This window comes from Pedobacter sp. MC2016-15, from assembly GCF_026239695.1.
GTDB lineage: Bacteria > Bacteroidota > Bacteroidia > Sphingobacteriales > Sphingobacteriaceae > Pedobacter.
In genome coordinates, this window is sequence record NZ_JAPIVS010000007.1 from 162,192 (window position 1) to 176,651 (window position 14,460).

Below are 14,460 nucleotides of genomic sequence, written 5' to 3' on the forward strand. Positions count from 1 at the left end.
AGTATTAAAGTTAACCTCTAAAGCTTCCCGGAATGAATATAATTTCTACTCCTAAAATTACGAAAAACTACCTCTTTTTGATTGCGAATCTTATACTAATAACGGTATTTGGCTCTCAATCTTATGCCCAGACGAAAAATTATGCAGAAGTTGCTCCCTCTACAAGAAACATCGCATATTTTACAAATGCTCTGGGTGGGGCAGCAGTTCAAAATCCTTCAGCAAATGCTGCCGTTACCAATGCAGGTAATGCAAGCTCCGGGACCTCTACACTCCCGGCGACGCTAACAGCTAATTACGCTACTATACTTGGTTTGTTTAATGCTGAGGGAGAAGCGTCTATTCAGCTAAAATATGGCGCAGCCTTGCCGGCCGGTAAAACTACCTATATCCCCTTTGATGCTCCAACTACAACAGGTATAAATTTAGATTTGCTTAACCTTGTAGGAGATCTTACCGGGCTATTTAGCAAACAGATTGTTACGATCGAAGCCTATACTGGTGCTACAGCCGGAGCTGACGGTACACAGGTTCCGCAGGGTGGTGTTTTAAGTACTATCGTAAGGGACGCCGCTGGCAGGAATTATTTTGCCGTTACTCCTAACAGTACATATAACTCTGTACGTATTAAACTGCGCGTTCCCAGCACCCTGCTCGGATTGTCACTTGGCTCAGGTGTCAGCCTTAATGTATATACTGCATTTAATTACACAGCTGATAATTGCGGAACTCCACTGTATACCAACATTGGTGAATCTACAGGTCTGAATGTTTCTCTTACGACGCTGGTGATTAATCCTGAGCGTGCTATCGATAACAATGTAAATACCTTCTCACAAATACAGGCCGGCGTAGCCGCTCTGGGGGGCTCGGTTTCACAAACGGTGTTCCTGAACGGATTATCAGGAACAGGCGATGTAGCTAAAGTTGTGCTTTCGCAGCCGGGAACTGTGTTAACTGTTAATTTGCTCAATACCATCACCATTCAGGCCTTCAACGGAAATACTGCCGTGGGTGGCGTTCAGTCAGTGGGTAACCTACTCAACCTGCAGCTACTTACTTCAACCGGGAACAATAACAGATTCCCGGTTTATTTCACACCCGGTGCTCCGTTTGACAGAATAAAGGTTACGCTCAACAATGGACTGGCAATTGGTGGAAACATCCTGTCAGGAGGACTCAATGTTCATGAAGTTCAACGCACAGTGCCCAAACCTGTATTTGCTGGTACAACAGGTGGCGCACTAACTATATGTGGCGGGAGTACCCTAAGCCTCAGTGGGCAGAACCTTAACCCGGCATATACCTATAACTTTTATAAAAAAGAAAACACCGTTACCACCCAGGTTGCAGCAGCAACAGCCGGTACCTATACCGAGACTGGACTTGCTGCGGGCACTTATACGTATTATATATCTGCACAGAAAGCCGGTTGTGCCGGTGAGTCTGATAGAGACAGTGTGCTGGTTACTGTAAAACCAACGTTAGTATTCCCAACGGCTACATTAACAAATGCGTCAGTAGGCAGGGCTTATTCCCGACAGGTTCCTGCCGCTACTGGCGGTACTCCAGGTTACACTTATGCACTGGCTGCAGGAAGCTCCCTTCCCGCAGGCCTGACCATTTCTCCTGCCGGACTTATCTCGGGAACACCTTCTGCTGCTGGTCCAGTAACTTTCAGCCTGGTCGTAACCGACAGCTTTGGCTGTACCACCACAACCAGCTTCACCCTTAATGTAACTCCAGCCCTGGTGCTGCCGCCAGCAGTGCTGCCAACGGGAACAACTGGAACGGCTTACACGCCAACTTTACTTCCTGCCCCTTCCGGAGGTACCACACCTTATACTTATACCGCAGCAAATATTCCTCCCGGATTAACAATCAATCCTTCCACAGGAGAAATCAGCGGTACGCCAACACAATCAGGAACTTTTACCTTCCCGATAACGCTGACAGATGCTGATGGAAACACGGTAAATACCAATTTTACCATCATCGTCAGAGATCCGCTGGCCATCACTCCTGCTACTTTATCAGACGGGACTGTAGGTAGTGCTTATCCTACACAGATCATCCCTTCCGCGACCGGGGGAAGTGGTGTCTATACTTATACTGCTACTAACTTACCGGCGGGACTAACCTTTAATCCTGCAACCAGGGAGATTACCGGTACGCCTACACAATCAGGAACATTTACTTTTCCGGTTACAGTAAGCGACAATGAAGGGCGGACCGCTTCTGCCAATTATACCATCGTAGTCAGGGATCCTCTTGTACTGGGAACTGCAACATTGCCTAATGGTACTGTGGGAGTGATGTATCCTACACAAACTCTTCCGGCAGCAAGTGGAGGAACAGGGCCTTACACGTATGTTGCGGTAAACGTTCCTCCGGGGCTCAACTTTGATGGCCCAAGCAGACAGATTACGGGTACGCCTACCCAATCAGGTACGTTTACTATTTCTGTAACTGTGACTGACGCTGCCGGCAATGCTGTAACGGTACCTTATACACTTACCGTAAATGGAACATTGGCGCTCGCTCCGGCAACTTTGGCTGATGGTATTGTAGGTACAAACTATACTTCGCAAGTTCTTCCTGCTGTATCCGGTGGTACTGCTCCTTATACTTATAGTATGACAGGACTGCCTGCAGGATTAACATTTGATCCTTCTACCCGTATCATTTCAGGAACACCTCAGACCGGAGGTAATTTTACCGCCAAGATGAGTGTGTCCGATAACGGGGGATTAAGTACAAGCACCGATTACTCCCTGCGGATCAATGTTCCGGAGCCAATTATTTCCGGTACCACCATCTGCAGCGGTAATGCTGTTACTTTGTCGGTATCTAGTCCGGTGACTGGCGTAACTTATAATTTCTATGCTGCAACAGGCAATACACCACTGCCTTCGTCAGCTGGTAGTTATACCACACCTGTTTTAACGCAAACTACTACCTACTACGTTGAGGGTGTCTCGGGAGGAGCGGTAAGTGCACGTGTTCCCGTAACTGTTACAGTCAACCCGGCACCTGAGCCTCCAACAGTATTGAGCAACAACCTTACTATCAGCAGTGGACAGTCGGCTACACTGCAGGCTACTGCTGATGCAAATTCTACCATCTTCTGGTATACTACTCCAACGGGAACCGTAGCTGCCGGAACAGGCTCAACATTTACCACACCTGCACTCAGCGCCTCAACAACTTATTATGCAGGGACAGTGAACAGCAATGGCTGTGCAAGCCTGAGCCGAGTTCCTGTGGTGATCAATGTAATCAGCGGACCGGTTAACCCTAACTGTAATGCGGCGGTGTCGCAGCAAAGTAATATCACCGGACTACTTTGCGTGGCTTGTACCATCCAGAATCCGGGCAATTCTACCGATGCCGATTTGACCAACTATACAGAGATCAGATTAACTGCCGGTGTAGCTGCAACAGCTTATCAGCGCCTGATCTTCCAGAGAGCAGGTACTGCTACTGACAGTATCCGACTGGATCTTGAGACACCTGTAGGTCTTGCCGATCTGGGGGTTCTTGGCGGTGTGACGATCAACGTAATGAACGGGAATACCGTAGTAAGAAGTTATCCACTGAACAATTCCCTGGTTAGTTTAGGTTTGCTACTTGGAAACCGGTTCAGTGCTACGGTGCAGGCAACTGCGGCATTCGACAGGGTAGAAGTAAGCTACAGTACGCTGGTGTCAGCATTAACAAGCCTGCGCATCTATGGTGCACAGGTGATACTGCCTAATCCTACACTGGTTTCAGGAAGTCAGACAATTTGTTCGGGTACTAATGCAAGTCTGAGTGCTACTGCAGCTCCCGGAACTACGCTAACCTGGTACAGCGATGCCACAGGAGGCAACGTACTGGCCACAGGCGGTACATATACTACACCCACATTAACTGCAACTACCACTTATTATATCGAGGTAAGCAGGGTTGATGGCAATGGTGTCAGGTGTGCGAACCCTACCAGAGTTCCTGTAATTGTAACCGTGACCCCAGCTGTTGCCACACCTGTGCTCGCTACAGTTGCACCTGTATGTACAGGTGCTACAGGAGTGCTTTCAGTGGACAATCCGCAAACCGGCATCACCTATAACTGGTATACTACCGCTACTGGCGGTACTCCGGTATTTACCGGCGAAACTTTTGTTACTCCGGCCTTAACTGCAAATACAACCTATTACCTGGAAGCTGCCAGTGGTACCTGTACCTCAGCAACACGTGCTGTCGCCTCAATTACTGTAAACCCACGCCCTGTACTTCCACAAGTTCAGGCTGCAGCAACAACTATATCACAGGGGCAGTCGGCAAACATGACTGCTACTTCTTCTGAGGCTAATGTAAACTTTAACTGGTATACTACGCCTGATGGTACTACACCGGTTTTCACGGGTGCGAATTATGTTACACCACCACTTTTCGCTACTACTACCTATTATGTAGAAGCTACTTCAGCTACTACCGGTTGTGCCTCTTCTTCGAGAGTTCAAATCACCATTACAGTGAATGGTACCGGAACTCCTGTGCCGGTACTTTGTGAGCTGCCCGTGAGCCAGACAATAGGTTTTGGCGGTACAGTTTCAGTATTTGCAAGAGTAGATAACCCGGCTCAGGCTATAGATGGCGACCAACAAACGGCCTCTACTTTATCAATTCCTGTAGGTATCAATGCTTCTGTATTCCAGAGAGTCAATTTCACCGGATTATCCAATGTGGGAGACACTTTAAGAATTCGTTTAACAGCTACCAATCAATTATTATCACTTTCGCTGCTATCAGGAATCACCCTTACTACTTATCAGGGAACTACCAGCAACAATGATGGCGTGGCACTGAACAATGGCCTGATTAATCTTCAATTGCTTAACGGCGGTGCAGAAGCACTCATCAGTCTGGTACCGGCAGCAGCGTTTGATATGGCTGAAGTAAGACTGAATTCAGGATTACTGGGAGCTTTATCATCTGTAAACTTTAATTATGCCAGAAGAATCACCTTAGCCCCGTCGGTTTCATCCGCAAACGTCACAGCTTGTTTAAATGCGACACCTACGCTTAGCGTGACTAACCCACAGCCAGGAATCATATATAACTGGTATACCACTGCCACTGGTGGTACACCTGTATTTACAGGTGAGAACTTTGTAGTTCCAGCTGTTACAGCGAACATTCAATATTATGTAGAAGCGACAAGAAATGGCTGCGGCGGTTCCAGAACAGCAGTAAATGTGATGGTAATCCCGGCACCACTCGTGCCTGCACTGCTCTCTCCAACAGAGCAAACTTGTCAGGGTTCAAACCTGGTCTTACAGGTGCAAAATCCGCAGGCAGGAGTAACTTACCAATGGTATGAAAATAGTACTCTGATATCTGGCGCCACTGCTTCTTCTTATAATGTAACCAATATTCAAGCGAATACTAGCTACAGTGTTGAAGCGATCAACAGCTGCGGAACGGTATCTGCCAGAGCAACGGTTGCTGTAACTGTGGGATCACTGGCTGCGCCTGTAGTTAATCCTACCGCAATTACCATCAACTCAGGTGAGCAGACCATCCTGACTGCCAATTCTTCTACAGCTAACCTTGTGTATACCTGGTATACTACTAATCCTGCTTTGGGTGGGGCTGTTCCAGTTTCTACCGCAACCAATGGCGCAAACGGAACATTCATCACACCAAACTTAAGCAGTACAACTACTTTCTATGTTACTGCACAAAGTAATACCGTAGGCGGCTGTACTTCTGTTGCATCGAGTATTGTTGTTACCGTAAATCCTACGCCAACAAATCCGGGATCTGTTCCCTGCGAGCCTGCAATCAGCCAGACGGTACGAGCTGGCGGAACTATAACCACCGGTACGGTATCCAATGCAGCTTTTGCAGTGGATGATGACATTGAGACCAGCTCATCACTCTTAGTTCCATTTGGTGTTAACGGATTTATTGCACAGAAAGTAAACTTTACCGGCACATCGCAGATTGGTGATACGGTTAGGGTACGCTTGTCGTCACTTCCTGGAAGGCTCTCAGCAGCTGTGGGCTCAAGCATAACGTTGACAACCTACAGTGGTACAGTAAGTAATAATGATGAAAGAACGATAGTTAGTTCTGGCATCAACGTAGTATTTGCAAGTAACGGAACTGATGCTATCATTAATTTTGTACCAGCCCAGCAATTTGATGGCGTAGAATTAAAACTTAACTCAGGCCTTCTGGGAGTTTTAACTTCTGTCAACCTTAATTATGCAAGAAGAATTATCCTTGCACCAACACCTGCTGTTGCAAATGTGACAGTGTGTGAAGGACTTCAGGCTACATTAGCTGTAGCCAACCCACCTGCAGGCATTACCTACAAATGGTACAGCGGTCCTACAACATTGGTAGCAACTACCGATACTTATCAAACTCCTGCAAGTTTGACAGCGGGTGTTTATACCTACTATGTTTCAGCAAACAGAAATGGCTGTGAGAGTGCAAAAGTACCTGTTACAGTGACAGTTCTGGGCATTCCTGCAGCACCGGTGCCAAGTGCAGCAAATCCTGCGGTAACCTGTATCAACACACCAGTTACGCTGAGCGTAGACCAGGTTGCAGGCGTCAGCTATAACTGGTATGACGCTCCTGCGGGTGGCAATCTGCTTGCTTCGAATACCAACTCTTACACTACTTCTGCTATACTCGGAGTAGGTACCAGCAATTACTATGTAGAGGCTATAAACAGCAATAATTGTTTAAACACAACTGCAAGGACGGTAATATCTGTTACAATCAGACCTGATGCTACAGAGGCTGACCTTTCAGTTGCAGGTGCCGATCTGGCATTCTGTGCCGGTGCAACAGCTACCCTCACTGCCAGCAGCACTACTGTACTCAATCCTGTATTCACCTGGTATACTGATGCGGCACTAACCAATGCAGTATTTACCGGAGCAACCTTTAATGTCGCTTCAATTGCGGCCACAACCAATTACTATGTTACGGTAAGAGGGGATGACAAATGCGAAAGTAAAACAGGCAAGCTGGTAACGCTCAGAGTTAATCCAGGCAGCCTGGCATCTGATATCACCATCACAGGTGTTCCTGCCAGTCTATGTTCTGGTACAGCAGTGACCTTAACTGCCAGCAGCACTACTGTAACTAATCCTGTATTCACCTGGTATAACGATGCTGCATTAACCAATGCAGTATTTACGGGCCCGGCTTATACCACTGCAGCCTTAACCGGAAACACGAATTTCTATGTGACCGTACAGGGGTCTGACAGATGCCCTAATACTTCGGCTAATGCCAAAGTGGTTCAGTTAACCGTTAACCCGCCGGCAGTACCTGCAGATATCGACGTGAACGGTGTTCCTGCATTCGCCTGTGCCGGATCCGGTGCAACACTCACTGCCAGCAGTACCACAGTTATTAACCCGGTATTTACCTGGTATACCGATGCTGCTTTAAGCAATGCAGTATTTACAGGAGCGGTATACAATACGCCATCGATTACTGCCAATACCACTTATTACGTAACCGTACGCGGAGATAATAAATGTGAAAATGTTTCAGGCAATGGCAGAGCGGTTGTTGTGAACCTCAATCCGGCAATTGTTTTCAATGGTTCGGCCTTGCCATCAGGAACAACTGCGGTACCATATGTTACACAGATCAGTTCTGCAACGGGTGGCACTCCGGGCTACAGTTATATCATTGCCTCCGGAAACACCTTGCCTCCGGGCTTATCATTAACCAGTGCGGGACAGATTTTTGGTGTTCCAACGGTTGCAGGTAACTATACTTTCGCTATCACAGCCAGTGATAGCAGAGGATGTAATGCCACCGCTACCTTCACGCTGAATATTGCAGGCGTAGGTCTGATGACCCTGCCACCGGCTACATTGCAAGACGGACTTGTGGATATAACCTACACACCGCAAACCCTGCCTGCACCAGTTGGCGGTACAGGCCCTTATACCTATACGGCTGTTAATGTTCCTCCCGGACTCGTGTTTGATACCAGCACCAGGGTTCTTTCGGGAACGCCAACTCAGGGCGGAACATTCACCTTTACAGTTACTGTTACAGATGCAAACGGTTTGACTGCCAGTACCAACTATACCGTGGTGGTGAACGTGACACCTCCTGTAGTTGCCAATGCTGAAAGCTGTAATGGCAACAGTGCTTTACTCACTGTAACCAACCCTACCCCGAATGTAACCTACAATTGGTATGCTTCGTCATCGGGCGGTGCGCTACTGGCAACAGGAACCACCTTCCAGACACCGCCAATAGCTGCTACTACAACATACTATGCAGAAGGAGCTTCAGGAACTGCCAGAAGTACAAGAACTCCTGTTACAGTTACACTCAGACCTAGTGCTACAGATGCTGATGTGACTATCACCGGCATACCGGCAAATGTATGCTCCGGATCTGGCGTAACCTTAACAGCAAGCAGCACTACCGTGACCAATCCAGTCTTCAACTGGTACAGTGATGTTGCTTTAACAAACCTGGTATTTACTGGTGATACATATCAGATTCCGTCCCTCACTGCCAATACAAACTTCTTTGTCAGCGTAAGCGGAACCAATAAATGCGAAAATGAACCTGGAACAGGTAAAGCAGTAGCTCTTAGTGTAAACCCTGCCATTAGTTTTATGGGGACTACGCTGAGTAATGCCAATACCAGCACAGCTTATTCGGTACAGCTTAACCCTGCGACCGGCGGAACACCAACATATACTTATACACTGCCGTCAGGAAGTACACTTCCTGCGGGACTGTCACTGTCAGCTACAGGGCTGATCTCGGGAACAGCAACAATTCCGGGTACAAATACCTTTATCGTGCTGGTAACCGACAGCAAAGGCTGTACTGCAACTGCCAGTTTCAACCTGACAGTGACAGGTACAGGTGCCACTCCAATGGTACTGCCACCTGCCAGTCTCCCTAACGGAGAAGTAGGAACGCCATATACCCCTCAGGTTTTACCAGCGGTAACAGGCGGAACGGGTCCTTTCACCTATACTGCTACTAACCTTCCTCCGGGACTGACATTTGATCCTCAGACAAGGGAGATCAGTGGAACGCCATCTCTTGCAGGTACATTTACATTCACCGTTAGCGTTAAGGACGCTACAGGTGCGACTGTAACTGCGAATTATACGGTAACAGTTACCGTTCCGGCTCCAGTTGTGCCAGGTGTAGCAAGCTGCGGCGGTAGTTCAGTCACCCTGACCGTTCAAAATCCAGTGGCGGGTGTAACCTACAACTGGTATAGCACGGCTACTGGCGGATCTTCACTCGCTTCCGGAACTAGCTTCCAGACACCTGTGGTTACTGCCAATACAGTTTATTATGCTGAAGGTTCTTCCAATAATGTATCAAGCAGCAGAACTGCTGTCAACGTAAATCTGGGAGCAGGGGCAACCAGCGCGGATATCATCATCACCGGCGAGCCTGCAACCGCAGTATGTGCTGGAGCTTCGCTCAGCCTGACTGCAAGCAGCAATACCGTTACTAACCCGGTATTCACCTGGTTTACGGATGCTGCCCTAAGCAATGCAGTATTCACCGGTGCTACATTCAATATTCCATCAATTACAGTCAACGCAACTTATTATGTGACTGTACGCAATGCAACTCAATGTGAGAATGCTGCCGGAAACGCACGAGTGGTCAACCTCACGGTAAATCCTGCAATGACTTTCAATACTACGGTATTGCCTGCTGCAACCAATGGCACTGCTTATGTAGCCAGGATCAATGATGCCACAGGAGGTACTCCGGGGTATACCTACACCCTGGCATCAGGTAGTAGTCTACCTGCCGGCCTTTCATTGTCAGCCACAGGAGTAATCTCAGGAACACCAACAGTTTCCGGAAATTATGATTTCTCTATCACAGCATCAGACAGCAGGGGATGTAATGCAACAGCGGCCTTCAGCCTCAACGTCGGCACTGTGACCTCCGTACCTTTATCGTTGCCACCGGCTACTCTGCCAGATGGACTGGTAGGTACTCCATATGGTCCGCAAACACTACCTGCCGCAGTAGGAGGAACCGGACCATTCAGTTATAGTGTGAACGGTCTACCTCCGGGATTAACTTTCAATCCTGCAACACGTGAGATCACTGGAACGCCAACAGTGGGAGGTACCTTCCCGGTTGTACTGACAGTTACTGATGGTAATGGATCAACAGCCACAGCTACCTACACAATTATTGTCAGGGTACCTAATCCTATGGTGTTAAGTGCTCAAAGTTGTGATGGCATCAGTGCTACGCTGACCGTATCCAATGCCATTCCAGGTGTTACGTATAACTGGTATACCACTGCTACCGGTGGAAGTATCATTTTCACGGGGCCAAGCTTCCAGACGCCTGCACTCACTACCAGCACAAGCTATTATGTAGAAGGTGTTTCAGGTACAGCACAGAGCAGCAGGACGCTGGCAAATGTGGTTATCCTCGCCAAACTGGCAACTCCGGTAGTCACCAGGCAGTCGAGCACTTTCACCAGCATTACCTTCAGCTGGACAGCCATAACAGGTGCAGTAAGCTACGAGGTGTCCAGAGATGGGGGCGCAACATGGGAAGCTCCAAGTTCAGGTGCTACCGGGACTACCCACCTGGTGTTCGGCCTACAGTCTAACGAAGCAGTAACCCTCCTGGTTAGGGCTAAGGGCACCAGTACCTGCCAGACCAGTGATTCGGGCAGTTTCACCGGAAGGGCAAATAACGGAGCAGGTGCAGAGCCTGATAACAACGACGTATTCATCCCTAACACCTTTACGCCGAACGGCGATGGTAATAACGATATCTTCTTCGCTTATGGAAGCTCAATGGTAAATGCCACCATGCGCATCTATGACCAATGGGGACATGTGATCTTCATCTCGCAACAGATGACGATGGGATGGGACGGAACCTACAGAGGACAGCCGCAGCCTAATGGAGTGTATGTATATGTCATCGATGTACTGATGAGAGATGGTACCAAAGTCATGAGAAAAGGAACCGTTACACTTTTAAAATAGATCCGTTAACCTGATATCAAGAACATGAAGAAACTTATAATAATCGTCTCATTTGGCCTGATTTGCTTACTGGGAACTACAAGGGTTAATGCACAGATTGATCCGCACTTTTCACAGTATTATGCAAACCCTCTATGGCTTAACCCTGGTCTTACGGGTGTGATCAATGGTGATTACAGGGTGAGCCTGAATGCAAAACAACAATGGAGCTCTATCTCCAACTCATATCTTACAGCAGGTGCCTCTTTTGATATGGCACCTACAAAAAACCTTGCATTCGGAGGTATGGTGTTAAACCAGACTGCCGGCGCATTGAATTACAATTACCTGAGTGCCCTGGCCTCGGCAGCCTACCGGGTACGCTTTGGGCAGGCAGGTTTGAATATCGTTAATTTTGGAATCCAGGCAGGCTTGCTCAACAAAAGCTTCGACCCTTCGAAGATCACCACCGGAAGTCAGTTTAACGGCGGGGCTTATGATCCTACGATGCCCACAAATGAAACTTTTAGTTCTTCCAATACGCTTGTTCCGGATGTCAACTTTGGGGCAATGTATTTTGATGCCAACGATGATAAGAATGTCAACATCTTTGCCGGTGCAGCCGCGAACCACCTAACCAGGCCGGTAGACCGCTTTCTTGGTAATGATGTCAGGATCCCGATCAGAGCTACATTTCATGGTGGCGCCCGCATTAAAGTGAGTGATGCACTAGACATTACCCCTAATGGTTTATACATGAGGCAGGGAACAGCCAGAGAAACCTCTCTGGGAGTTTATGCCCAGTATTTTATTAACCCTGAAGCCAATTTGCTGTTTGGCTCCAACTACCGGAAGGATGATGCCGCAATCGCCTATTTCGGCATGCAGCTCAAGAACATCAATTTTGGTCTGAGTTACGATTTCAATACCTCTAACCTAAGCCGCGCAACCGGAAGCAGAGGGGGGCTTGAGCTGTCCGTTTCATTTACCGGCCGCAAAGGAATTGCAGGTCCTAATTTCTTCTGTCCACGCTTATAATACCACACCATATGAAACCGCTTAAATTAATGCTTTTGTTGTGCCTGTTCAGTTTTGGGCTAATGGCACAAACATCATACGTCTCCAATAATAAGAAAATTGCCGATCTGTATTTTAAAAATAAAGAGTATTATGCAGCAGCCGAGTATTACAAAAGGGCCCTTCAGATATCCAGGGATACGATTGGATTTGTAGTGCCTTACGCTTTCGAAAATAAGATGAAAGAAGAGAGCCCGAAACTGGCAGACTACCAATACTGTGTATTTCAGCTGGCTACTTCATTGCGTCTGTATAAAGATTTCAGGGCTGCCGAAGCATGGTACGCCCTGGCCAGGAATTTTTCTGAACCAAGATATGCGCTTAGCCCTTTTTATTACGCAGAATGCCTGCGCTCTAATCAGAAGTTTTCAGAAGCCATTCCAGCCTTCAATGCCTTCTTAGACAAGTATAAAATAGCTGACTCCTATAAGGATAAGGCTAAAATTGAGGTGGCCTCCTGTAATTTTGCGCTTTATGAAATGCGCTATCCACGTCTGTATAAATTTAGTAAGCTTTTCAACCAGATCAATGAACAGGGATCAAATTACACCCCTTTGCAACGCAACAATAATTTCTATTTCACTTCATCCCGCCCTGTCGTGATCAGCAAGGGGGGAAAAGACGAAGTCCTGGAAGATAAACAGACAAAATCTAAAGTCGTTAAAAAGGAAAGCCCTTATATCAATGCGATCTATGAAGCGGCGGGAGATCCCCAGGCCCCTGCCACAACGGTAAAACGAATTGGTGCCGTAGAGACAGGTAAAGAGTTTGCTGCACCCGCTTTTCATCCCAATGGAAAAACAATGTACCTCACCAGCTGGACGGCAAAAGGCAGCAGAAAAATTTACGAGGTGAATATCTCTCAGGGAAACGGAGCCACCTGGTCGGCTCCAAAAGAACTGGGTGCCGAGGTAAATATCAATGGCTTTAATTCCATGCAGCCTTTTATCACCAAAGACGGCAAGTACCTGGTGTTCTCATCTGACAGACCCGGAGGATTAGGCAAGTACGATTTGTGGTACTGCATTTTGCGCGCCGATGGATCACTGGGGCAGGCTATCAATATGGGAAATACTATTAATACAAAGGAAGATGAAGAAGCTCCCTACTACAATCCCGCAACAAAGAAATTGTTATACAGCAGCGCCGGCAGAGTGGGGATTGGTGGATTGGATTTCTATGAAAGCGAAGGTGATTTTGGCAGCTGGACCGAGCCAAGGAACCTGGGCTACCCGTTCAACTCGTCAAAAGACGATGCGTACTTTACGCCGCTGAATGACGCCGATACTGAAGGTTATATCAGTTCAGACCGCGAGTCTGTCTGCTGCCTGGAGATCTTCCATGTTAAAAAAGAATTTATTACCGTACAGGGTACGATACTCGATTGTCTGACAGACAGACCCTTAAATGGAGCTGTTGTTACGCTAAGTGATTCTTCACAGGAGTTAAGGATGACCGTGGGACGTGATGGTAAATATAATTTTAAGATCAACTCTAACCGCGCCCTGAAGATCACTGCGGAAAAATCTGATTATCTGAAAAAAATGATCAGCTATAATTATGAGGAGCTGGCCAAGGCCGATACACTGGTAAATCCAAGGTTGTGCCTCAGACCCTTTGCCATCAATGTCCCTATCGTGCTGAAGGATGTCTTGTACGATTTTAATAGTGCAGAGCTCACACCGGGATCAGAAAAGCAGCTGGATGTGTTGTATACACTGCTGACAGATAATCCAACAATGGAGATCGAACTCAGTGCCCATACAGACAATGTTGGTTCAAAAAATTACAACCTCAACCTGTCAGATAAACGGGCACATTCCTGCGCAACATATCTGATTATGAAAGGAATTGCCTCAGAGCGGCTGAAAAGTAAAGGTTATGGATTTAGTAAGCCGGTGGCGCCAAATCAGTTCCCTAATGGCAAAGATAACTTCCTGGGTCGTCAGCAAAACAGGAGAACAGAATTTAAAATCACTAAGATCTAATACCAGGTGCGCTTGAGGAGCTTCTCAATCTTCTTTAGCATCTCGGACATTTCAAAAGGTTTTTCCAGGTAGTCTGACGAGTGTAAACTCTCCCTCATGACATAATCCTCGGAGAAACCACCTGAAGTTAGAATCACCGGGAGGTGTGCCGTCATCTCCCGGCTTCTGATCTCCTTAAAGATCGCCCTGCCATCCATGCCGTCGAGCATAATATCCATTAGAATTAGATCGGGTTTGAATTCCTCGATAATTCTGAAAATCGGCCTGCCGGTCATCAGCGGAAAAACCCTGTAATTATTCTGCTCTAATATGATTTGCACTACTTCCAGCAAGTCCGGATCGTCGTCTACAACAAGTATTCTATTCATGATTTGACT

4 protein-coding genes are annotated in these 14,460 nt (G+C 47.4%); 3 read left to right on the forward strand and 1 reads right to left on the reverse strand.

Annotated features, from left to right (window positions below; all coding sequences use genetic code 11):
* The first annotated feature begins 32 nt into the window (after window positions 1–32).
* The 3 genes from OQY15_RS19405 (at window position 33) to OQY15_RS19415 (ending at window position 14,083) form a co-directional block, all read left to right on the forward strand.
* Window positions 33–11,039, forward strand: a complete 11,007-nt coding sequence (locus OQY15_RS19405; RefSeq protein ID WP_265793584.1) for a putative Ig domain-containing protein — start codon at window positions 33–35, stop codon at window positions 11,037–11,039.
* Window positions 11,040–11,063: 24 nt separating this feature from the next.
* Window positions 11,064–12,056, forward strand: coding sequence for a PorP/SprF family type IX secretion system membrane protein (locus tag OQY15_RS19410; protein WP_265793585.1), 993 nt, complete (start codon window positions 11,064–11,066; stop codon window positions 12,054–12,056).
* 62 nt (window positions 12,057–12,118) lie between these two features.
* On the forward strand, window positions 12,119–14,083 hold the full coding sequence (locus tag OQY15_RS19415; protein WP_265793586.1) for an OmpA family protein: 1,965 nt from the start codon (window positions 12,119–12,121) through the stop codon (window positions 14,081–14,083).
* Here the strand turns inward: OQY15_RS19415 and OQY15_RS19420 are convergent.
* Window positions 14,080–14,451: a response regulator gene (locus OQY15_RS19420; RefSeq protein WP_265793587.1), complete on the reverse strand. Its 372-nt coding sequence runs from the start codon at window positions 14,449–14,451 to the stop codon at window positions 14,080–14,082. The genes OQY15_RS19415 and OQY15_RS19420 overlap by 4 nt on opposite strands.
* Window positions 14,452–14,460: the final 9 nt, after the last annotated feature.